This window comes from Sphingomonas sp., from assembly GCF_041661825.1.
GTDB lineage: Bacteria > Pseudomonadota > Alphaproteobacteria > Sphingomonadales > Sphingomonadaceae > Sphingomonas.
In genome coordinates this window covers 88,928-110,916 of sequence record NZ_JBAZTU010000007.1, presented here as the reverse complement: position 1 = coordinate 110,916, position 21,989 = coordinate 88,928, and the positions used below count along the sequence as shown (strand labels likewise).

At 65.8% G+C, this 21,989-nt stretch carries 23 protein-coding genes and 1 tRNA gene; 12 read left to right on the top strand and 12 right to left on the bottom strand.

The genetic code is table 11. The features are described 5' to 3' along the window. The first annotated feature begins 166 nt into the window (after window positions 1-166). The 5 genes from WC729_RS27890 (at window position 167) to rtcA (ending at window position 5,601) form a co-directional block, all read left to right on the top strand. Window positions 167-243 (top strand) — tRNA-Pro (locus WC729_RS27890). Between the two features lie 14 nt (window positions 244-257). Then, window positions 258-1,802, top strand: a complete 1,545-nt coding sequence (locus WC729_RS27885; RefSeq protein ID WP_372857958.1) for an RNA-binding protein — start codon at window positions 258-260, stop codon at window positions 1,800-1,802. Window positions 1,803-2,708: 906 nt separating this feature from the next. Further along, window positions 2,709-3,935, top strand: a complete 1,227-nt coding sequence (locus WC729_RS27880) for an RtcB family protein (protein WP_372857956.1) — start codon at window positions 2,709-2,711, stop codon at window positions 3,933-3,935. Then, window positions 3,920-4,390 carry a hypothetical protein gene (locus tag WC729_RS27875; protein WP_372857954.1) on the top strand — a complete coding sequence of 157 codons (471 nt, stop codon included), beginning with the start codon at window positions 3,920-3,922 and terminating at the stop codon, window positions 4,388-4,390. Before WC729_RS27880 ends, WC729_RS27875 begins: the two co-directional genes overlap by 16 nt. 197 nt (window positions 4,391-4,587) lie before the next feature. Beyond that, a complete protein-coding gene (gene rtcA / locus WC729_RS27870) occupies window positions 4,588-5,601 on the top strand; it encodes an RNA 3'-terminal phosphate cyclase (RefSeq protein WP_372857953.1) in 1,014 nt (337 codons plus the stop codon). Window positions 5,602-5,604: 3 nt separating this feature from the next. On the opposite strand, the gene speD is transcribed toward rtcA, so the two are convergent. The 9 genes from speD to WC729_RS27825 form a co-directional block, all read right to left on the bottom strand. After that, window positions 5,605-5,970 (bottom strand): adenosylmethionine decarboxylase, encoded by a 366-nt coding sequence (gene speD / locus WC729_RS27865; RefSeq protein WP_372857950.1) that lies wholly within the window; start codon window positions 5,968-5,970, stop codon window positions 5,605-5,607. An 8-nt stretch (window positions 5,971-5,978) separates the two neighbouring features. Next, window positions 5,979-7,604 carry an FAD-dependent oxidoreductase gene (locus WC729_RS27860; protein ID WP_372857948.1) on the bottom strand — a complete coding sequence of 542 codons (1,626 nt, stop codon included), beginning with the start codon at window positions 7,602-7,604 and terminating at the stop codon, window positions 5,979-5,981. Between the two features lie 4 nt (window positions 7,605-7,608). Then, a complete protein-coding gene (locus tag WC729_RS27855; protein WP_372857947.1) occupies window positions 7,609-9,144 on the bottom strand; it encodes a polyamine aminopropyltransferase in 1,536 nt (511 codons plus the stop codon). Beyond that, window positions 9,137-9,343 (bottom strand): DUF350 domain-containing protein, encoded by a 207-nt coding sequence (locus tag WC729_RS27850; protein ID WP_372857945.1) that lies wholly within the window; start codon window positions 9,341-9,343, stop codon window positions 9,137-9,139. Before WC729_RS27850 ends, WC729_RS27855 begins: the two co-directional genes overlap by 8 nt. A 16-nt stretch (window positions 9,344-9,359) precedes the next feature. Next, on the bottom strand, window positions 9,360-9,506 hold the full coding sequence (locus WC729_RS27845; protein ID WP_372857944.1) for a hypothetical protein: 147 nt from the start codon (window positions 9,504-9,506) through the stop codon (window positions 9,360-9,362). Then, window positions 9,503-10,810 carry a DUF4178 domain-containing protein gene (locus WC729_RS27840; RefSeq protein WP_372857943.1) on the bottom strand — a complete coding sequence of 436 codons (1,308 nt, stop codon included), beginning with the start codon at window positions 10,808-10,810 and terminating at the stop codon, window positions 9,503-9,505. The genes WC729_RS27845 and WC729_RS27840 overlap by 4 nt, the downstream gene beginning before the upstream one ends. After that, window positions 10,807-11,478, bottom strand: a complete 672-nt coding sequence (locus WC729_RS27835) for a DUF4178 domain-containing protein (protein ID WP_372857942.1) — start codon at window positions 11,476-11,478, stop codon at window positions 10,807-10,809. The genes WC729_RS27840 and WC729_RS27835 overlap by 4 nt, the downstream gene beginning before the upstream one ends. Window positions 11,479-11,484: 6 nt before the next feature. Further along, on the bottom strand, window positions 11,485-12,468 hold the full coding sequence (locus WC729_RS27830; RefSeq protein WP_372857941.1) for an SPFH domain-containing protein: 984 nt from the start codon (window positions 12,466-12,468) through the stop codon (window positions 11,485-11,487). Between the two features lie 74 nt (window positions 12,469-12,542). Continuing rightward, window positions 12,543-14,036, bottom strand: coding sequence for a cell division protein FtsZ (locus tag WC729_RS27825; RefSeq protein ID WP_372857939.1), 1,494 nt, complete (start codon window positions 14,034-14,036; stop codon window positions 12,543-12,545). A gap of 431 nt (window positions 14,037-14,467) precedes the next feature. On the opposite strand from WC729_RS27825, the gene WC729_RS27820 reads away from it, so the two are divergent. Both WC729_RS27820 and WC729_RS27815 read left to right on the top strand, forming a co-directional pair. Continuing rightward, entirely contained in the window at window positions 14,468-14,944 is a 477-nt protein-coding gene (locus WC729_RS27820) for a division/cell wall cluster transcriptional repressor MraZ (protein ID WP_372857937.1), read from the top strand. Window positions 14,945-15,571: 627 nt separating this feature from the next. Next, complete coding sequence (locus WC729_RS27815) at window positions 15,572-16,192, top strand: response regulator transcription factor (protein WP_372857935.1); 621 nt, start codon at window positions 15,572-15,574, stop codon at window positions 16,190-16,192. Window positions 16,193-16,196: 4 nt separating this feature from the next. Here the strand turns inward: WC729_RS27815 and WC729_RS27810 are convergent, their stop codons facing one another. Then, entirely contained in the window at window positions 16,197-16,550 is a 354-nt protein-coding gene (locus WC729_RS27810) for a hypothetical protein (RefSeq protein WP_372857934.1), read from the bottom strand. A 270-nt stretch (window positions 16,551-16,820) separates the two neighbouring features. Here WC729_RS27810 and WC729_RS27805 point away from each other — a divergent pair, with 270 nt between their 5' ends. The 4 genes from WC729_RS27805 to WC729_RS27790 all read left to right on the top strand — a co-directional run bounded on the left by WC729_RS27805 (window position 16,821) and on the right by WC729_RS27790 (window position 18,845). Continuing rightward, window positions 16,821-16,976 (top strand): hypothetical protein, encoded by a 156-nt coding sequence (locus tag WC729_RS27805; protein ID WP_372857933.1) that lies wholly within the window; start codon window positions 16,821-16,823, stop codon window positions 16,974-16,976. Continuing rightward, the gene (locus WC729_RS27800) at window positions 16,973-17,392 is read left to right on the top strand and encodes a response regulator (RefSeq protein WP_372857931.1); all 420 of its coding nucleotides are present in this window, start codon (window positions 16,973-16,975) and stop codon (window positions 17,390-17,392) included. The genes WC729_RS27805 and WC729_RS27800 overlap by 4 nt, the downstream gene beginning before the upstream one ends. A gap of 80 nt (window positions 17,393-17,472) precedes the next feature. Further along, a complete protein-coding gene (locus WC729_RS27795) occupies window positions 17,473-17,619 on the top strand; it encodes a hypothetical protein (protein ID WP_372857929.1) in 147 nt (48 codons plus the stop codon). A gap of 242 nt (window positions 17,620-17,861) precedes the next feature. Further along, on the top strand, window positions 17,862-18,845 hold the full coding sequence (locus WC729_RS27790; protein ID WP_372857928.1) for a hypothetical protein: 984 nt from the start codon (window positions 17,862-17,864) through the stop codon (window positions 18,843-18,845). A 55-nt stretch (window positions 18,846-18,900) separates the two neighbouring features. Here WC729_RS27790 and WC729_RS27785 read toward each other — a convergent pair whose 3' ends face one another. Both WC729_RS27785 and WC729_RS27780 read right to left on the bottom strand, forming a co-directional pair. Continuing rightward, window positions 18,901-20,214: a PAS domain-containing sensor histidine kinase gene (locus tag WC729_RS27785; protein ID WP_372857927.1), complete on the bottom strand. Its 1,314-nt coding sequence runs from the start codon at window positions 20,212-20,214 to the stop codon at window positions 18,901-18,903. Next, window positions 20,204-21,604 carry a sigma-54-dependent transcriptional regulator gene (locus WC729_RS27780; RefSeq protein ID WP_372857926.1) on the bottom strand — a complete coding sequence of 467 codons (1,401 nt, stop codon included), beginning with the start codon at window positions 21,602-21,604 and terminating at the stop codon, window positions 20,204-20,206. Before WC729_RS27780 ends, WC729_RS27785 begins: the two co-directional genes overlap by 11 nt. 161 nt (window positions 21,605-21,765) lie before the next feature. Between WC729_RS27780 and WC729_RS27775 the strand changes: the two genes are divergently transcribed. Continuing rightward, window positions 21,766-21,894 carry a hypothetical protein gene (locus WC729_RS27775; RefSeq protein ID WP_372857925.1) on the top strand — a complete coding sequence of 43 codons (129 nt, stop codon included), beginning with the start codon at window positions 21,766-21,768 and terminating at the stop codon, window positions 21,892-21,894. Window positions 21,895-21,989 lie beyond the last annotated feature (95 nt).

Here is a 21,989-nt window from a genome sequence, read left to right as displayed (position 1 = left end):
TCGATATATTTATTGAAATATCATGTGCTTACGATTTTATCGTCGCCAACCCACCAGACTGGCACGCGCTCTGCAATATCCAATACGTCCAGCCGGTTCGTCGAACATCCGGCAGGGCAGCGCGGTGAGGGGCGGTCGGAATGGGCCGACCGCCCCGGATCGCAATCAGGGCGTAGCTCAGTTGCGCAGAGTACCGGCCTTGGAAGCCGGGGGTCGTTGGTTCGAATCCAGCCGCCCTGACCAAAGGGAACAAGACGATGGCAAACACGGGACTTTTCGCATCCGCGATCGCAAAGCTGCTTCCGGCACCGGATATGGTGAACCGCGAAGGCGCGCCTGCCTATGCCCTTGGCGCCGAGGCGACGCTCGCCCAGCTTGCCGCGACCGGAACCCTCAACGACAGCTTCTATGCGAGTGCGCAGACGCATCTCGCCGAGGCGATCGCTGCGGCCAAGGCGGCCGATCCGATATTCGTCGCCAAGGCCGCGGTCTATGCCCGCAAGGCCGGCGCGATGAAGGATATGCCTGCTTTGCTCGCCGCGTATCTGACGGTGGCCGAGCCCGACCTTGCCGTGCGTGTCTTCGGGCGCGTGATCGACAATGGCCGGATGCTCCGGACCTTCGTCCAGATCATGCGGTCCGGCCAGGTGGGGCGGACTTCGCTCGGGACCCGGCCGAAGCGGCTGGTGAAGCTATGGCTCGAGCATGCCTCGATGCGCGACCTGATGGCCGCGGCGACGGGGAATGATCCGTCGCTCGCCGATGTGGTCCGGATGGTTCACCCGAACCCGAAGGACGAGAGCCGGCGTGCCTTTTACGGGTGGCTGATCGGCAAGCCTTATGATGTCGCGGCGCTCCCGGTGGAGATCGCGGCGTTCGAGGCCTGGAAGCGGGATCCTTCGGGGCCGCTTCCGCCAGTGCCGTTCCTGTGGCTTACCGCTCTTCCGCTGACCGCGGAGCAGTGGGGAGAGCTGGCCTGCACGATGGGCTGGCAGGCGTTGCGGATGAACCTCAACACCCTGGCGCGCAACGGCGCGTTCGCGGTGGAGGGGGTCGCCGAGGCGGTTGCCATCCGATTGTCCGACAAGGACGCGATCTCGAAGGCGCGGGTCCTGCCCTATCAATTGATGGTGGCATTGGAGTCGGCCGGAGAGGGCGTGCCCCTGAAGGTGCAGGCGGCGCTGGAGGATGCGCTCGAGGCTTCGGTCTCGAACGTGCCGACAGTGCCTGGCCGGGTGGTCGTCTGCCCCGACGTGTCGGGGTCGATGCGTTCGCCGGCGACTGGCTACCGCAAGGGGGCCACGTCGAAGGTCTCGTGCAACGATGTCGCGGCCCTGGTCGCGGCGGCGGTGCTCCGGGCCAACCGGGAGGCGCGCGTGCTGCCCTTCGAGGTCGATGTCGTGCCGATCAAGCTCGATCCGTTTGCCCGTCTTGCCGTGAACACGGCGAAACTGGCGGCGATCGGCGGGGGCGGGACTGCGGTCTCGGCGCCGCTGGCGAAGCTCAATGCGGAGAAGGCGGCGGTCGATCTCGTCGTGATCGTTTCGGACAATGCTTCCTGGGTTGACGCCCGGGCCGGCGCGACCGCGACGATGCGCGAATGGGAAAAGCTGAAGGGCCGGAACCGGGCTGCGAAGCTCGTCTGCGTCGACATCCAGGCGCATGGGTCTACCCAGGCTTCTGGGCGGGCGGATATTTTGAATGTCGGAGGGTTCTCCGACGCGGTGTTCGAGACGATTGCGCGCTTCGCTTCCGGCGATGCGCGGGATTGGGTGAGCATCGTCAACGAAACGGAGGTGTAAGAACAGGTCGTGGCGAATGCTGGCGGGACTACAGCGCCAATGAAGGTCCGACGAGTAAAGCGCCCGGAAGCCGGCAACGGCGGATGGGAGATGCGGGTTCGAATCCCGCCTTGCGATGTAGCTTAAGGACCGCGTCTCGCCGATATCGTCGCCACGACCTGAACTTCTTCCCCGGCGAAGGCCGGGGCCCAGTGGAGGGACAGAAGGAACAGCCGAAGCGCGTCTTCATCAGTGTCTCTCCACTGGGCCCCGGCCTTCGCCGGGGAAGGGAAAAGGGAAAGAAGGAAACATCACGGCGAATGCCGGTCGGACTACATGTGTCGCGGGTTCGAGTCCCGCCTTGCCGAAAGGCTTGTAGCTCAGTTGGATAGAGCAATCGATGTCCGGCCAACACCTGGTCGCCGTGAACAAATTCAAGCTGGCGAATGCCGGTGGGACTACATCCGGTTGTGGCCGAAAGGTCTAGCGGTTCGAATCCGCATGTCTCATCACTCTCGTCGCCAGCACCAGAACAATCCGGCGAATGCCGCGTGGGACTACATCTTGCCACGATGGCCCTCACAAGGGGCCGTCTCACGTATTTCTCGTCGCCGGAACCAAGATACGTTGGCGAATGCTGGCGAGACTACAGGTCAGAGCGTCTGCCGCGAAAGCAGGAGGTCGGTGGTTCAACTCCACCCCCGGGCAACCGGGTAGCTCAGAGGAAAATGTCTCGCTGAACCTCGTCGCCGGCACCGACTACGCAGCCGTGGCGAATGCCGCGCGGGACTACATTGGTAATGCGAAGGTCGCCGGTTCGACTCCGGCCGGGTTTATCGCCCGTAGCTCAGCGGGAGAGCGTCGAAACGTCTCGCCACCACCTCGTCGCCACGACTGCGGCATGCAACAAGAAGACAGGAGGTCGCGATGACCGAGACGAATTTCGACTACCAGCACGTCCCGGGCGGCGTGCCGATCAAGATGTGGACCCGCGGCGTGCCGGTCGACGACAAGGCGCGCGCGCAACTCGCGCGGGCGGCACAGATGCCGTTCGTGTTCAAGCATGTGGCGGCGATGCCCGACGTGCATGTCGGCATCGGCGCGACCGTCGGCTCGGTCATCCCGACCAAGGGTGCGATCATCCCGGCGGCGGTCGGTGTCGATATCGGCTGCGGCATGATGGCGGCGCGGACCTCGCTGATGGCGAGCGACCTTCCGGACAATCTGGAAGGCGTGCGTGCCGCAATCGAGCGGGCGGTTCCGGTGGGCCGTTCGGTCGGCCGGGGCAAGCGCGACACGGGTTCGTGGGGCGATCCGCCGCCGGCGGTCGTCGAGGCCTGGGCGACGCTCGCCGAGCGCTTCGGCCAGATCGTCGCCAAATATCCGCGGCTGGGGAACACGAACAACCTCGTGCATCTCGGCACGCTCGGCACGGGCAACCACTTCATCGAAGTCTGCCTCGATACCGAGCAGCGGGTATGGGTGATGCTCCATTCGGGATCGCGCGGCGTGGGCAATGCGATCGGCAGTTTCTTCATCGAGCTGGCGAAGCAGGACATGCGCAAATGGTTCATCAACCTGCCCGACCAGGACCTGGCGTACTTCCCCGAAGGGACCGAGCATTTCGACGACTATGTCGAGGCGGTCGGCTGGGCGCAGGATTATGCGGCGCTCAACCGGCGGATGATGATGACCAATGTCATCCGGGCGATCCGGACGGTCATCGCCAAGCCGTTCGATGCCGAGCTGGAAGCGGTCAACTGCCATCACAATTACGTGACGCGGGAGAATCATTTCGGCGAGAATGTGCTCGTCACCCGCAAGGGGGCGGTGCGTGCGGCGAAGGGCGTGCTGGGGATCATCCCGGGGTCGATGGGCGCGAAATCGTTCATCGTGCGTGGGCTGGGCAATGCGGAGTCGTTCGACAGCTGCAGCCACGGCGCGGGCCGCGTGATGTCCCGTACCGAGGCGAAGAAGCAGGTGTCGCTCGCCGATCACATCGCCGACACGGCGGGCGTCGCCTGCCGCAAGGACGAAGGCGTGATCGACGAGAGCCCGCGGGCGTACAAGCCGATCGAGGCCGTGATGACGGCGCAGGCCGACCTGGTCGAGATCGTCCACACGCTGAAGCAGGTGGTGTGCGTGAAGGGCTGAGGCCCTTCACGCTGCCATTGGAGGTGGTCATGAAAAAGCGGCTCATCTGCAATGCGTGCGGCGCGGAGCTGACCGGGGCGCTCCGGATCCTTTCAGGCAAGGACCCATCGGTGACGTCGCCGGAACATGTCGATCGCGCGCCGCTGACCGAGCCTGGGGTGGCGTTCAAATCCTACGAACCGATCATGCGATCGTTTGGGGATGCGCCTGCGCCGCTGGAGTTCACGCCGCAATATTGGCTCAATCCGGATGACCTGACCGACGCTGTCGGTAATACGCCGGATAACCAGCATCTGTCGGGTTGCTGCGGCATGGGCGGTTTCAACGGCCCGAACCAGATCTGTCGCTGCGGCGCGGAGATCGGGACGCTGCAGACGGACTGCGTCACGCCGCGTGTGTTCATTCCGGAACCGGGCAAGACAGCATGGATCGAAAACTTCGGCACGGAGGAGTGAGATGGCCCTAGTCCACGCGGGCGAGCCGGCCTTGGCCACACCACCCCTCTCCTGTCAGGAGAGGGGCAAGCTGCGCAGCAGCGCGGGGTGAGGTTGAGTGCGGGACGCTCATGATACTCACCCTCACCCTTCCCATCGCTTCGCGATGGGCCCCTTCCCTCTCCCGATGGGAGAGGGAGTTTTGAAGAGCAAATAGCATGATCATCATCGACGGATCGGAAGGCGAAGGCGGGGGGCAGATCGTGCGTAATGCGTGCGCGCTGTCGCTCGTCACCGGTCGGCCCTTCCGCATCACCAATGTGCGCGGCGGGCGGGAGAAGCCCGGGCTGATGCGCCAGCATGTCACCGCGATCGAGGCCGCCTGCAGGATCGGCGGCGGCGAGTGCGAGGGCGTGGCTGTGGGGTCGCGCGAGATGCTGTTTCGCCCCGGCAAGGCTTCCGCGGGCGATTATCATTTCGCGGTCGGCACGGCGGGGAGCACCAACCTTGTCCTCCAGACGGTCCTGATGCCGCTGCTGCTTGCGGACGGGCCGTCGCGGCTCGTGCTCGAGGGCGGCACGCACAATGTGTTCGCGCCGCCGTTCGACTTCATCGACCGGGCGTTCCTGCCGATCGTGAACCGCATGGGGCCGCGCGTCACCGCCAAGCTGGTGCGGCATGGCTTCTACCCGCGCGGCGGCGGGCGGATCGAGGTGGAGATCGAGCCGGCGCCGCTGGTGCCGGTCGAGTGCGTCGAACGCGGGGCGATGCTGTCCTGTTCGGCGACCGCATTCTTCGCGGGCCTGCCCTTCGACGTCGCGGACCGCGAGATCCGGATGGCGAAGAAGCAGCTCGACTGGCCCGAGTGCGCCTTTTCGGTGCGCGAACTGCCCGAGGAGCAGGGGCCGGGCAATATCCTGGTGCTCGAAGCTGTCTATGAACATGCCACCGAAATCGTCAGCGGTTTCGGCAAGCTCGGCGTGCCCGCAGAACATCTCGCGAAGCGCGCGGCGGCGCGGATGCAGGGCTATCTCGACTCCACGGCCTTTGCCGGTCCCTATCTCGCGGACCAGCTGCTGCTGCCCTTCGCGATCGCCGGCGGCGGGGTGTTCACCACGGTGAAGCCGAGCCAGCATGCGACGACCGCGGCGGACATCATCGCCTTGTTCCTGGACCGCAAGACGGCGTTCCAGCACGAAGCAGGCGGAACGCACCGCGTGACGGTCGGATAGAGTCTATCCGGCCGCCATGTCGCTGACGCTGAAGCCCCGCGCGATGCGCTGCTCCGCATGGCGCTCCGCGCCCAGGCCGGTAGCGAGGGCAGCCAGCGCAGCATCGAGATCGTGCCGGCGGCCGCACAGGAAGATGTCGACCGCGGCATAGTCGCGCTCGGGCCAGGTGTGGATCGAGATGTGCGATTCGGCCAGCAGCGCGAAGCCGGTCACCCCCTGCCCCGCGCCGAAGCCGTGCAGGCGAAGCTCGAGCAGAGTCGCGCCGCTCGCGGCCACGGCACCCCGCAGCGCGGCTTCGACCCGGCCGATATCGTCGAGGCCGGTACAGCCGAACAAGTCGGCGAGGAGGTGCGTGCCGCTGTAATCCACGTGCGTTCCTAGATCAGCGTGTCTTCATAGGGAATGCCAAGATGCGCCATCGCGTCCTGCGCCGCCTGCGTGCCGCGATAATGCGCTTCCTCGAACAGCGAGAGGCCGCTCAGATCGGAATGCGCGAAGAACAAAGGCGGGCGCGGTTTCGCCGCTTCCTCGCGCGCGCCGCTCCAGAAGAAGCCGGGCACTGGGCGGATCATCGCATGGCCCCAGCGCCAGATATCGATGCGCGAGATCGCTCCATCCAGATCCGGGTTGGTCTGGAGCAGGTCGTCGCGGACCATGGCCTGCCAATAGTCGAGCGGGCGGTCGAGCAGTTCGCGACGGGCGTCGGCCGGGGGCATGTCGGACAGCGGCAGGTACCAGCTGAGCACGGTCGGCCCGGGCACGGTACCGAGCGATTGATGCGTCGCGACGACATAGCCGAGCGAGCGGCTGGTCCAGGACACATTGTCCCAGGCAAGCTCGAAGCCGTTGCCGGCGGGCGGCCGGTCGACCGTGACATTGGCGACGATCCAGGGAGCGTAACCGAACTGGCCGGCCGCCATCGCACCCGGCGGCAACAGAAGGCGCGTCACGAAATGCGGCGTGGCGAGGATCGCGCTGCGGGCGACCACGCGCACCGACTCCTCTGACCCCACATCGAAGCAGTCGATCTCTACCCCCGCCGCCACCGGTCGCACAGCGTAGACGATCCGGCCGCAATCGATCTGCGCCTTGAGCCGCTGCGCCATGCGCCCGACGAGATGCCCGTTGCCTTCCGGCCAGGTCAGCACCGTGTCGCCCGAGATATTGGCCGCAACGCCGCGACGCCCGGCGAAATAATGGATGCCCGCCCAGGCCGAGACCTGATCGGGCTCGGTCCCGTAATCGTCGCGGCAGGCATAGCGGACATGGCCGCGCAGGATCGGCGAGCGCCAGCCCTTCTGGTCGAGCCAGGCGGTAAAGCTCAGCGTGTCGAGCGCCAGCAGATCCGTATCGCGCGCGCTGAATGCCATCGGCAGCGCGAAAGCCGGGCGACCCTGCGCATCGCGGCGATCGCGATAGACGGCCATCGCGGCGAAGAAGGCGTCGAGATCGTGCCGGTCGGCGGGCGTGAGGCCAACGGTCGGGATCAATCCTTCCTGCCATTTGCCGAGATTGAGCAGCCGTTCGTCGGGATCGGAGACGATCTGATACGGATCGAACAGCGGCTTGCCGTCCTGATGGCCGGTCACGATGCCGAGCCGTTCGAGCAGCCGCACCACCCCTTTCGCCTCGGCATTGGGGATCGGCAGATAATGCGCGCCGAGCGGATAGGCGGAGACGGCGTTGCGTCCCGAGCGTGCGTTGCCGCCGGTGCGGTCCTCCAGCTCGAGCAAGCGGAAATCGGTCATGCCCGCTTCGGCCAGCGCCCAGGCGGCGGACAGACCGGCGACGCCACCGCCGAGGATCGCGATACCGATATGCACCTCGCGCTTCGGCACGGGGAAGGTGGCACCGTCGCGCAAGCGGTGGCCACGGGTGAAATCGGCGCCGCTCAGCGTGCCGGGCATTGGCTTGTCGCGGGCCTGCCAAGCGACAGCACCCGCACCGATCGCGGCAGCGGCAGTGACCGAGCCGGCGATCACAGTGCGGCGGGATACGGCCATGCCGTCAGCCCTCGTACACGGCCCACTCGGCCTCGAACTCGCGGACCAAAGCCTGGTTGTCGAGCCGGTTCACCGGGACCGAGCGGCGCGCCATATCCGGCGGGAAGGTGAAGGCCAGCGCGTCGGTCTGCGGCGTCAGGAAGCGCAGCCCCGAGGGCAGTGGTCCGGGCCGGCCGATCGGCTCGTTGGAGGCGAGCACGAAACCCCATTCGCCGAAGCTCGGCACATAGACATGATAACCACGCGTGATCAGGCCCGCCGCCTCGAGCGTGGTGGCGACCGTCCAATAGGCGCGCGGCGCGACCAGCGGCGACGTGCTCTGCACGCTGACGACGGCGCCCGGCGCGAGCGCCCTGGCCAGCTCGCGATAGAAGCTGACGGTGTAGAGCTTGCCGATCGCGAAATTGGTCGGATCGGGGAAATCGACCAGCACCGCGTCGAAGCGCCGCTGGTTCTCGCGCAGCCAGAGGAACGCATCGGCATTGATCACGTGCACCTTGGGCGAGTGGAACGCATCATGATTGAGCGCGGCGAGCATCGCGCTGTTACGGAACAGGCTGGTCATCTCAGGGTCGAGATCGACCAGGGTGACCGAGGCGACACCCGGATATTTCAGGATCTCGCGCACCGCGAGCCCGTCCCCGCCGCCGAGCACCAGGACGTTGCGCGGGTTGCGCGCCCGGCTCATCACCGGATGGACCAGCGCCTCATGATAGCGATATTCGTCGCGCGACGAGAATTGCAGGTTGCCGTTGAGATAGAGCCGCAAATCGCCCGCGCGCTTGGTGATGACGACGCGCTGATAGGGCGTCGACGCCGCATAGAGGATCGGATCGCCGTAAACCCCGACCTCGGCGGCGCGCTGCAGTTTTTCGGAAACGATGAACCCTGTCGCGAGCCCGACCGCCACCAGGATGCCGACGATCAGTTCGGTGCGCAGGCGACGCTTGCCCGGCAGCATGAGGATCAGCGCGATAGCGACGGCGACATTGGCAAGGCCGAACAGGAACCCCGTGCGCATCAGCCCGAGCTGCGGGACGAGCAGCAGCGGGAACAGCAGCGAGGCGGCGAGCGCGCCGACATAATCGAAGGTCAGCACCTTCGACACGAGATCGCCGAATTCGAGCCGGTCCTTGAGGATGCGCATCAGCAGCGGGATTTCGAGCCCGACCAGCGCGCCGATCACCAGCACCAGGCCGTAGAGCGGGATGCGGAAATCGGCGACCCGATCGAACAGCAGGAACAGCACCGCAGCCGACGCCCCACCGATCGCCGCGATCAATATCTCGACCCGGACGAACACCGCCAGCTCGTCGCGCTTCACGTAGCGCGAACACCAGGAGCCGATGCCCATGGCGAACAGATAGGTGCCGATGACGATCGAGAATTGCGTGACGCTGTCGCCGAGCAGATAGCTCGCCAGGGTGCCGGCGAGCAGCTCGTAGATCAGCCCGCAGGTGGCAACGACGAAAGCGGAAACCAGGAGCGCCGCACCGAGGCGCGATGGCCGGGCAAAATCCCCGGCCGGGCCGTCATCCATGAATCGCCGCCGAGATGATCATCGCCAGCGCGATCGCGACCGACCCCGCCAGGATGGCGATCGCGACATTGCCCTTGCAGACTTCGCCCCACAGGTCGACCGGAGTCACCCGGTCCCACAGCCAGAAGCCGAGGACGAAGATGACCAGGCCGATGCCTGCGTAGACGAGGGTGGCCAGGAGGACTGCGGTGGTGAGCATGGGGAAACCCTTCTCGCTATTTGTGGGTGGGGCCATAGGCAGTGCGCACGAACCCGCGCGTGCCGCCCTGGGCGAAGGGAGAAAAACCGTTCATCGTCGCATAAGTGAACCCGCCGACGACCAGCAGGCAGAACACGCCGTAGAGGATCGTGGATTTGCTCATTCGTCGTCATCCTCGGCGACGGGCATCAGCCGCCGCGCTTCGAAGCTGAAATGCCGGAAGACCGCGAACGCCGGCCAGATGAGGAGCAGGATCAGCCCGAGCAGGACATTGCCGCCGAACATGCCGCCCCGCGCGACCTCTATCTCCACCGGGATCGTCGAGTCCGCGGCCGTCAGGCTGGAAAAGATGCCCGCATTGCCGGTGAAAGACGAGCCGCTGGGTGACCAGCGGTGCCCGGTCATCTCGACGACCAGATCATAGGTCCCGGGCGGGATGCTCGACAGCTTGATGTTGGGCGTGGTGTCGCCTTCGGTCCAGTCGCCATCGCTGTCCCGGCCGCTATAGCGCTCGGCCACGGTCGAGGCGTCGAAGCTCTGCTGAGTCCGGCGGTTGACCAGCGAATAATCGATCTCGATCCAGCTATTGTCGAGCTGGCGCGCGCGAGCGCCGATGCGGATCGCGGCGTTTCGCCCGGGGATTTCGATCCCGCGGACGACCTGAGTCACCGGCGCGCCCTCGATCGCGACCTGCATCTCGGCGCTTGCGGCCCGGGTCGATCCGCCGCCCATCAGCGCGATCAGCAACAGGGTGGCGGCGGCGATCGCGCCGAGGATCAGCGCCTCGACCATCTTGTCGCGATAGGGCGAGGGCTCGTGCGGCGACGGGGTGCTGTAGTCGCGCCGGCGGCGCTCGATCCCGAAGGCCTTTTCCGCCTCGCCCCAGTCGAGCATGAACAGCCGGGTCCAGGTCCGCTCGCTCTCATTCTCCTCGCAGGAGATCATCCGGCCGGGGCGGACATAGTCGCTGACCCGGACCTTCTCGCCCTCCGCGACCCGCCAGTAGAATTCGCCGACGACGAACCGCACCCAGGTCGCATAACGTGTGCCGAAACGTTTATAGCCTTCGCCGTCGAGCTGAAGCTCGCCCCAGTCGTACCCCGGCAGACGATCGAGCAGGAAACCGATGCTGAAGCGCCGCCCGTCGTCGAGCAGGAAGGCATAACCCTGATAGGGGTTGAACAGCAGATATTCGGACCAGCCGTCCCCGCCATCCGATTTCTCGAGATAGCCGACCACTTCCCAGGCCGTCCCGCGAATCTCGGCGCGGGTACCGAGCGGGATCAGCGGAACGCGCATCGCCGCGGTTGCCTGGGCGATGATGCGCAGATCGGGATCGGTCGCGTCGAGCGTGGTACCGCAATGTTCGCAGATCAGGCTGACGGTATAGCCCGCCGCGCGCAGCGATATCGTGCCGCCGCAATGGGTGCAGGAAAGCGCCCGGACGGTCGACGGCGCGTCGCTCACGCGGCGAACCGCGGCATCGGCCAACCTTCGAATGCACGCAACCCGGTCGCCTTGAGGTCGCCCAAGGTGACGTAGCGGCCGGCATAGATGAGTATTTCGCCGCGCTCCTTCTGGATGCTGGCGCACTGGCCGTCGGGCGCCATCAGGTCGACGCTCTTCACGGTGAGCCCCGCCGGCGTGCTGAACGGCAGCTCGCCGTCGCCACCGGCGCAGGTCGCCTCCTTCACATCGGTGACGATATAATTGACCCAGGCGATACTCGTCTCGGTGCCGAGCGGCACGTCGATATCGTCGCGCAACTCCTTCGCGACCGCCGGCAGCGATTCGGTCTGCTCGACCTGGCGCAGCAGCATGTAACGGCCCATCGCCTCGCCGATCCAGGCGGTCGAGCCGTCATCGAACAGCGCGAGCCATTCGTTCCAGCCACCATCGGTCCAGCGCCAGCGCACCCGACCGATCAGCTCGAATCCCACCCCGCCATCGGTGCCGCGCACGCCGAGCTGCAGCGGGCTGACATCCTCCGGCACCTCGGCGATCTTGCCCATCGCCTGCAGGACGTCGCCATTGCGGACCAGCGAACTGCGGCAATAGTCGCAGATCTTCACCGGCAGATCGGCCGAGCGGAAATGCACGGCCGCGCCGCAATTGGGGCAATTCGCGTCGATCACGAAGGATCAGCCGATCTTGGCCAGCAGTGCCGCCTTTTTCGCGTCGAACTCCGCCTGAGTGATCGCGCCGGCGGTCATCAGGCGGTGGAGCTTCTCGATCTGCTGATAGGGGTCCTCGCCCGGCTGGGCCGCGCCGGCCTGGCCGAAACCGCCCGCCATGCTCTGGCCGATCGCCATGCCGGCCGCGGCGCCCGCGCCGATCCCGGCCACGCCGCCCGACTGGGCCGCGGCGATATCGATCGCCTCGGCGGTCTGGAAGCGGACATAGCGGTCGACATCGCCGATCACGCGCATCGAGCTCGCCTTGTCGAGATGCTCCTGCACTGCCTCGGGCAGCGACAGGCTCTCGACGAAGAAGCTGCAGCATTTCAGGCCCCATGCCTCGAAGGCCGGCTCGACCGCGGCAAGCAGCCGCTGCGACATCGCCGCCTGATCGGCCGCGAGATCGACGAACGCGATCGCGCCGCCGCCGAGCGCGGTGGCGAGCGCCGTGGTGATCGCGCCGCGCAGTTGCGGCTCGATATCGGCGACCGTCAGTTTCTCGAGCGTGCCGAGCAGCTTGGCGGCGAACACCGGCACATTCTCGACCCGGAAGGAATAGCTGCCGAAGGCGCGGATGCGCAGCGGCCCGAATTCCTTGTCGCGCACCGTGATCGGCTGCGCCGTGCCCCATTTCAGCCCGGCCTGCTCGCGCGAGGTGAAGAAGAAGATGTCGGACTTGAAGGGCGAGGCGAAACCCTTGTCCCAGTTCCTCAGCGCGGTGAGGAGCGGCATGTTCCCGGTGTCGAGCGTGTGCAGCCCGGGCAGGAACACATCGGCGATCTGGCCTTCATTGTAGAAGAACGCCTTCTGCCCCTCGCGCACGGTGAGCTGCGCGCCGGTCTGGATCTCGCGATCCTGCATTGGATAACGGATGGCGAGCACACCGGGCTCGTCCACCCAATCGATCACATCGACGAACTGCTTCGACAGGAAATCAAGAATACCCATGGTGCTACTCCCTTGGCGACCAATCTAGGGCCTTTCGCCGGGGAGGTGAAATGTAAAAGGAGCCTAGGACCGCACTATCCGGCGAGTTGTTGCGGTAAACCACGTGTCACACGGATCACGCGGGCGGGCGGCGCCGGCAACAGCGGGACGCGGGGCTGGCGATGCCAGCTGCGCTTCAGCTCGCGCGTCGCGAAATAGATACGGTCGACCAGGCTGGAATTGCGGCGCGAGCGGATCGGGCCTCTGCCGAGCGGCTTTTCAGCGACGATATCGAGATCGAGGCTGTAGGTGCTGTTGAGGATCAGCACGTCGCGGTCCCCCGGGCAGTCGACGATGATCGGCTGGGCCGGCTCCGGCGCCATTGCGGCGACCGCCACCGGTGCCTCCAGCATTTCTTCGCGGAGAGGGAGCTCGATCCGGGCGGCAGGCATGGGCTGCGCGGTCACGGGTCGCGCGACGGGCGCGGACTTTGCCACCGGCTCGATCGCAGGTACCGGCGCCGCAACAGGCTCGGCGGGCGCTGTTGCGACGGGCTGCGGCGCGGGAACTGCGACCGGCGCGGCCGGGGCCACCGCTCGGACGACGGGTGCGGGCGCTTCCTGGAACGAGTCGTGCAGCGGCAAGCCTGCCGCAGTGATGCCGATGCGCATCTGTCCGTCGAGCGCGGGATCGATCACCGAGCCCCAGACCAGTTCCGCCCCGGGATGCACATTCTCGCGCAGATACCCGACCGCCTCCTCGATCTCGAACAGGCCGATGTCCGCCCCGCCCGCGATGGTGACGAGCAGGCGCTGCGCACCGCGCGGGGCATCCTCCAGCAACGGGTTGCGCAGCGCCGAATCGGCGGCGCGCATGGCACGGTCGCGGCCGCTGCAGCGCTCGCCATAACCGATCACCGCGCGGCCGCCCGATGTCAGGGTCTGCCGGATATCGGCGAGAGTTAGACGCTTCAGCGCGGGCCCGGCGACCAGCGCGGCAAAATCGGTCGCGCTGTCGCAGACGATCGAATCGGACAGATGGAGCGCACCGCGAAAGGTGGTGTCCGGCCCGGCGACGCGCAGCAGATGCTCGTTGCAGACCACGACCAGGGCATCGACGCTCTCCTCGAACTCGGCGACGCCGGCCGCCGCCAACCGCGCGCGCCGCTTGCCTTCGAAGGCGAAGGGCTTGGTCGCGATGCCGATCGTCAGGATGCCGCGCTCGCGGGCAGCCCGCGCGATCACCGGAGCGGCGCCGGTGCCGGTGCCGCCGCCGAACCCGGCCGCGACGAAGCAGAGCGACGTACCTTCCAGCGCCGCGATGATCTCGGGCAACGCCTCCTGCGCGGCGGCACGGCCGACTTCAGACCGGGCGCCGGCGCCGAGCCCGCCGGTGAGGCTGCGGCCGAGCTGGATCTGACTGGCGCTCGGCGCGGCGCGCAACGCCTGAACATCGGTGTTGGCGCAGATGATCTTCATGCCGTGAGCGGGCTCGCGAAACAGGCGCGCCACGGCATTGCCGCCGGCACCCCCGACACCGAAGAGCGTCACGCCCACCGTGTCGTCCAGATTCAGTTCCCGCTGCGTCATCACTGGCCTCCTGGTCCGGCGCGACTCGTGGGCACCGGTGTCAGGATGGCTAGTCACAGAATTCATGGTTAAACATGCCGTAGAATCACAGTAAGTATTAACTACTGATACTAACCGGGCTCAGTAATTATCCTGTAGATGAGGAGATCGAAACGAGTCCGACCTGCGAATGACTGTCAATTGCGGTCACCGGCAACGAATCGAACCGATACCGCAGAATCACCGGTACGCGATTCCACGATATCGTAGTTTTACGCGCTACGCCGACTCGGAGATGAGTCGTTAACCATGTTGCTCATCGACAGTGGGAGGCGGGCAACATGGACGAACTCTTTATCGGCAGCGCAGTTTGCGAAATGACCAGCGGGGGCGAGATTCTCCTGCCGCGCGGCTTCCACGAAACGGCCCGACAGCGATCGCTGGGCGGCCAGATGTTCGTCGGGCTGCACGAGGAATCGCGCTGCCTGGTCGTGTATGACCGCGCCTTCGCCGCCCAGCAGCAATGGGATTTCGACACGCGCCGTGCGGCGTTCATCGGCTCCAACCTGGAGGCGCATTACACCCGCCTCCGCCGGACCTTCGGCTTTGTCGAGGAGATCGCGCTCGCACCGGACGGCATGATGACGCTTGGCCCGCTGATGCGCGAACGCGGACAGATCGGCGATTCAGTATTGCTCGTCGCCACCGGCCAGCGCTTCGAGATCTGGGATCTCGAATACGTCCTTTCCCGCGGCCCATCCGAGCTGACCAAGCTCGCGTCGCTCCACCTCAAAGTTCATATCGAGAAATGTCATGTCCCTGCTCTGCCGTCTGTCGACCCACGCCGCCGCGCCGCGGGCGCTCCGCAACCAGGGCCTCGAGTTCAGCAAGTGCCGGCGCTGCGGCCGCGACATGATCCGGTCCGCTGAGTCGGCGGAGGCGAAATGGCGGACCGTGCCCACAGGATTTAGGATCGCGTGGCAAGACATTGATGTAAATCAATCGAAGAGCGGCGATCGGACAGCGTCGTCGTCGAGAAACGGCATCGGCACTTCGCTTATTACCGACTTCCTGCACATCACCACGATTGCGTTATACTGGCACGTTCTGGATTGCCTTTCTCGACCGACGCAGAAGCGTGAAGTAATACTTCGTATTTCACACGCCTGAGATTATTTTTCTGGCTAGCGCCGACGGTGACTCGACGAAGGAATCGTTAACGTAGCGCTAACTATAATGCGCCGCAATAAACCTTCATTCTGGTTCTATTTTTCGATCCGCGCGTCGAAACCGCGATCTGTGGCGTTTTGTTTCAGGTCTGTTATTGATGTTCGTTGACATGTTCGCACGGGAGAGAGGTGCCGTCAGGTTGAAGCTACGCCCTGCAGCACGCCCAGCGCCTTCAGCGCGGCCCAGTCGGTCCGGCCGGCCGATCCGCACGACATCGTCATTGCCCCCTGCGTCGCCGGCGATCCCGGCGCACATCGTTGCGCAGGGCTCGCCGCGCGCGGGGCAATCGACCGTTTCACACCGCAAGCGCTGGAGGAGATCGAGCCATGACTCGTAGCATCTATCTTGTCGACGATGACGATGCCGTCCGCGCATCCCTGCACAGCCTGTTGTCGTTGCAGTCGGACCTGCTGGTCCGCAGCTTCCGCAGCGGCGACCTGTTCCTGGCGAGCGCGGGCGATCTGGACCCTGGTGTGCTGCTGCTCGATTTCCACATGCCCGGGTCGAACGGGATCGAAGTGCTCAACGCGCTGCAGGAAACCGACCCGAAGAAATTCGCCTCGGTGATCCTGACCGGAGAGGGCAATGTCGGGCTGGCAGTGCAGGCGATGAAGGCAGGGGCGCTGGACTTCATCGAAAAACCCTATGAGGCCGAGACCCTGCTGCGCACGGTCGATGCGGCCTTTTCGCGCCTCGCCCAGGACAGCGCCGCCATCGCGCACGCCGAAACTGCCAGAGCGAAGATCGACGCACTCTCGCCGCGCGAGCGCGACGTGCTGATGGGGCTGATCGAAGGCAGGGCCAACAAGGTGATCGCCTATGAGCTCGATATCAGCCCGCGCACCGTTGAGATCTACCGCGCCAACCTGATGACCAAGCTGGGCGTCAGGAGCCTGCCCGAAGCATTGCGCATCGCCTTTGCCGCGGGGATGATCCCCCAGCCCTGACCCATTATCCGTCGCGCGAAAGGCGCCAACGTCCCAGCGCCTCGGTCACGCCGGCCAGCGCCTGACCGCGCGGGACGATGCAGAGCGGGTCTCCGGCTTCAGCCTCTTCGACATCCTCGGCCAGCGCAATGACGCCGCGCCAGTGATTGCTGGCAACCACCGTCGCCAGCCGTTCGCCCAGCACTGCCTTGTCGATCACCAGGATGCGGGGCGCCGGGGCGATGCGGTGGACCTTGGGATCTTCCGGATCGGCGTCGAGCGTGACCAGGCTCTCGCCCTGGAGCGACAGGCGCGCGATCAGCGCGCTCCGCAACCCACCGTCCCGCACGATCAGGACAATCAATTCCTTTGCCGCCACGCTATCGCCGATCTCGATGGGTGTAATTCCCCGGAACAAACATAATCGCTCGCGCACGTTCCATCCTCTCGGGAAAAACACGTACCCAATCCGGGCCTGATCCGGGGGGCTCGCGATGCGATGCAGCTAAATGACGCACGCGCGTTACCGGCACGTTGCGCCGGCCTTATGTATATTCCCGCATGTATATCCCCCCACTACGCCGGCCCGACGCCCGGGGCTATTCATGCGGCAAGGGAACGACCGTAATCCTTCCCGCGGGAGTGGACTATGGCGCGCCTGCATCTTTTATGGCTGCATTATCGATTTGGCAGGAAGCAGAACGGCGCGGCCGACCTGCCAGGCCGACGCGATCCCGGTGACGAAAGCGGCTATTGGGCGCTGGTCGATGCGACCATGCGCGACACCGGGATATCCAGCCAATGACTGGCTTTGCTCCCGGCGGCGTGCTGATCATCGATGATTCGCTTACCGTGCGGGCAATCATCGAAGAGATGCTGTCGGCCGACAGGGACTGGCGGGTGGTCGGCTCGGCCAGCGACGTCGATACGGCGCGGGCGCTGATCGCTGAACTTCGGCCGAGCGTGATCACGCTCGACCTCGCCATGCCGGGGATCGATGGCATGAGCTTTCTCGACGAGCTGGCCGCGAGCCCGCATGCCCCGGTGCTGGTCGTATCCTCCCATACGCGTGACGGCAGCGACACCGCGCAGGAAGCGGTGGCGCGCGGCGCAGTCGCCTGTTTCGACAAGGCCCATCTCGTCAGCCATGCGAAGGATTTCCGGCGGATCCTCGGGAAATCGGCGCGGGCTCGTGATCCGCGGCATTGCTTTCCTCGATAAAACTTGTCTTGCCGCGCCGATCGTGACCAAGCCGGGGGCGCTATCGCCGCTGCCAATACCGGCATTGCGGCGCCTCATGCATGACAGGATTTTCGATGGGTCAGCTCCGCACCGCCAACAAGCGGCGCAACCGCGCGCTTGCCGCCAAGGTCGCCGCGACATCGGCAGCGGCCGCACCGGCCGCCACGCCGACTCCCGCGAAGAAGGCGAAGCGCGCTACCGCCTGACGCAACGGGCGATCATCGGCGAAAAGGCACTTCCGTGTCGGCGCGGCCAAACGGCCGGAAGCCGGTCTCGATACTCGGTTGCTTCCGGTGTCTCGAACCGGCCCGGCATGGAAGCCCACTGCATTGAACCCAGGGCAGAATTGACACGTCCCGGGACGAAAATTCGAGTCGTCGTTAACCCTGAAGTTCGCTAATATCGCGCCTCCTTTTGCCGATCTTCGGCACGATGGGGGGAGGATAACATGAAATCGACCTGGAATCGTCTTGCGCTACTGCTTGTAACGCTCTGCGCGACTTCGCTTTTCTATGCAGCGCCGGTATCAGCTCAGGCGACGCGGACGTGGATTTCCGGCGTCGGCGACGACGTCAATCCATGCAGCCGCACGGCGCCGTGCAAGACCTTCCAGGGCGCGATCGCAAAAACGGCCGCGGGCGGTGAGATCAACTGCCTCGATCCGGGCGGCTTCGGCTCGCTGACGATCACCAAGTCGATTTCGCTGATCTGCGACAGTACAGAAAGCGGCGTCCTGGTCGCGGCGACCAACGGCTTCATCATCAACAGCACGAATGCCGTCGTGCATATCAGTGGCTTCGATTTCGAGGGCCTTGGCCAGACCGGATCGGCCGGTGTCAATGGCCTCTACATCCTGAACGCCGCCGCCGTTCACATCCGCAACACCAAGATCCGCGGTTTCCGCAACGGCTATGGGGTCAACTTCTCGCCGAGCAACGCCAGTGGCCAGCTGTTCCTCGACAATGTGACGATCTCCGAGTCCGGCGTGGCGAGCAACGCGAACACCGGCGGCATCCTGATCAATCCGGCAGCCGGCTTCTCGGCGAAAGTGACGATCACCAACAGCCTGGTCTCCGATAATATCAATTTCGGCCTGAAGCTGGACACGACCGGGATTGTCGGCTCGTCGATCAACGCCACGGTCAGCAACACCGTCTTCTCGAACGATAGCACGGGCATCCTGGTCACGAGCCCGGTCAATACCGGCACCTCGCAGCTTTTCCTGCGGGACTCGGTCGTGACGCACAATACCTACTACGGCGTCATTGCCAGCGGGCCGGGGTCTACCGTTCGCGTCGCCAACACGTCGATCACCGACAACGCCACCGGCATCGCGATGTTCAACACGGCGATGAAAAGCTATGGCGACAACTACCTGGATGGCAACACGACCGACGGCAGCTTCACCGCACCGAACCTCGTGAAGAAGTAAATCAGCCCGATCCATGTCCACGCCAGCACCCGGTACCGGGTGCTGGCGAGACTGCCTAAAGGATGATGCGGAACAGGGCGCCGCCGGTACGGCCGTCGGCGATGTCGATCGAGCCGCCATGCGCCACCACGACCTGCCGCGCCAGGTTGAGTCCGACCCCGGTGCCCTCGGCGCGGGTAGTGAAGAAGGGCAGGAAGATATCGCGGCGCAGATTCTCCGGCACGCCGGTGCCGCTGTCCTCCACCTCGATCCAGACACGGCCGGCGACATGGGACAGCGAGAGCCGCACCCAATGCGCGCTGGTGCCGCGGTGCGCTGCCTCAGCCGCATTGCGCAGCAGGTTGATCAGCACCTGCGCCAGCAGATCGGGGTCAGCATCGAGCGTGACGTCCGGCTGTACTTCGAGCGTCAGCGGCACATCGACCCATTCGGCGGCGAACAGCTTGGCCAGTTCGGCGACGAAGGGTGCGGCCTCGAACGGGCGACGGCGCAGAGTCGGCGCGTGCGAGACCGCACGATAGCTGTCGATGAAACGCCGCAGCCCCTCGGCGCGGCGCGACAGGGTCGTCACCGCGACGCGCGCATCCGCCACGTCGGGCGGCTCGGCGTCGAGCAGCATCTCCGCCGTCCCGGCGAGCGAGGTCACCGGGGTGAGCGAGTTCAATATCTCATGCGTCAGCACGCGGACGAGATCAGTCTGCGCCGCCATCTCGACCGTATCGAGCGTGCCCTGGACCGGCTCGACCGTGACCGCCCGGATGCGCAGGCCGAGGCGTTCGAGCGAGGCCGAGCGCACGATCGCGCGCTGCGGACCGCCGGGCATGCGCAGGATCAGCAGTTCCTGCCGCGTCTCGCCATCGACATCCAGCCGCGAGGCGAAGGTCGCGCCATAAACGGCATAGGCTTCCGGCCGAACGCCCTGGTGCCGGCTGAACAGCCGCCGCGCCGCCTTGTTGGCGGGGGTCACGCCGTGCGCTTCATCAATCGTCAGCAGCGCTACCGGCATGTCATCGACGAGCGCCTCAAGATAGCGCATCTCGCGCGCGGAGCGGTCGCGCTCCTCCTGGAGCCCGCGCATCGCGGCATCCATCGCCCCACCCAGCTCGCTGAAGCCGGCACCGCCGCGTCCATCGAAGCGGGTGGCGAAATCCTTGCTGTTCAGCGCCTCGACGAAGCGCGCGACGGTGCGGTTGGTGCGATCGACATGGTTCCACAGCCCGCCCGCCGCGGACAGCACGATCAGCCCGGCGACGATCCGCGCCGCGCCCAGCCCTTCGACCTCGAACGACCAGATGAACCCGGCCAGCGCGACCAGCAGCGCCCCAATCCACAATCCAAGGATCAGCGTGAAGCGGCGATCAAAGCCCATGCTTCTCCATCCGCCGGTATAGCGCCGCGCGCGACAGGCCGAGTTCGGTCGCTGCCATCGAGATGTTGTAGCCGTTCTTCTTCAGCGCCTCTTCCACCAGCCGCCGCTCGACCTTTTCCAGGTTGAGTTCCGACGCGGCCGGGGCGACCACTGCCTCGGGCGCGACACGCGGCGCCGAGGGCGCGCCGAGCGGGAAATCCTCCGCCTCGAGCGGGGCGTCGCCCGCCAGGATCACCGCGCGCTCGATCGCGTGGCGCAACGCGCGGACATTGCCCGGCCAGTCATGCGCGCTGAGCGCCGCCCGTGCGCCGGCGGTCAGCTCAGGCGCGGGCCGGTTGTAGCGCCGGGCATAGTGATCGAGGAAATGCGTGACGAGCGCCGCCACGTCCTCGCGCCGGTCGCGCAGGGGCGGCAGCTCGATCTCGACGGTGTTGAGCCGGAACAGCAGATCCTGCCGGAAATGCCGGTCGTCGCGCATCGTCTCCGGAGTCATGTTGGTCGCGGCGATCACCCGGATATCGACCGGGATCGGACGGTTGGCACCGACCGGCGTGACCTGGCGCTGTTCGAGCACGGTCAGCAGCTTGGGCTGGAGGTGCAGCGGCAAATTGCCGATTTCGTCGAGGAACAGGGTGCCGCCATCCGCCGCCTGGATCCGGCCGATGCGGTCGGCCCGGGCATCGGTGAAGGCACCCTTCACATGGCCGAACAGCTCGGAATCGATCAGCTCGGTCGCGATCGCGCCGAGATCGACCGTCAGCATCGGCGCACGCGCACGGAGCGACCTGGCGTGAAGCTCGCGCGCGACGATCTCCTTGCCGGTGCCGTTCTCGCCCAGCACGAGCACGTTCGCCTCGGTCGGCGCGGCGCGGGCGATCAGCGAATGGACGCGCGCCATGGCGGGCGACTTGCCGATCAGCGGGGTGCTGGTGCCAGGCTTGGTATCGGTGATCGCGACCACGCGCGCCTTCTCCACCGCGACCGCGCGGCGCGAGCGGCGGAGCGAGGCGGCGGTGCGCACGGTCGCGAGCAGGCGTTCGTTCGACCAGGGCTTGGACACGAAATCGGTCGCGCCGCGCTTCATCGCTTCGACCGCAACATTCACCCCGGCATGCGCGGTGATCATCACCACCACCAGTTCGGGGTCGATCGCGAGCAGCCGGTCGAGCCAGGCCAGCCCCTCCGCCGCGTCCGTCGCGCCGCGCGCGAAATTGGCGTCGAGCAGCACGACGTCGGCCGACCGGCCGGCGATCGCCGTGATCGCCTCGTCGGGCGCACGCGCCGTCACCACCTCGTTGAACAGACCGCGCAGCAACAGCCGCGCGGCAGTCAATATATCCTCATCGTCGTCCACCACGACGCAGAGATCAAAGTCCGCCGATTTCCCCATTGACCGCTCCCGTACAATCCGCGTGCGAATTCGGACAGTCAATTTCCGTGCCAGGATTGCCCTCCCGGTCACGAATCCCCGCAAATCCGCCAGTTTCTGCATTTGGCATGCGCCATGCTGAACGGATCATTGCCAACCCGGCACATTCAAGGAGAAGACCGATGAAACTCACTTTCACCCCGCAGATCCTCAGCGCCCTCGCCGCGATCGCGATCACCACCTGCCTAACCATCGCGTCGTCCGCGCCTGTCGTGACCGTCGCCTCGCTCGTCAGCGGCCAGATCGCGTGACCCGGATTCGCGTCCGGTTCCGGACGTCACTGTCCGGAACCGGACACTCGAGCGAGGCCTGACCCGCGATGTTCCGAGACATCAAAGCTGGCACG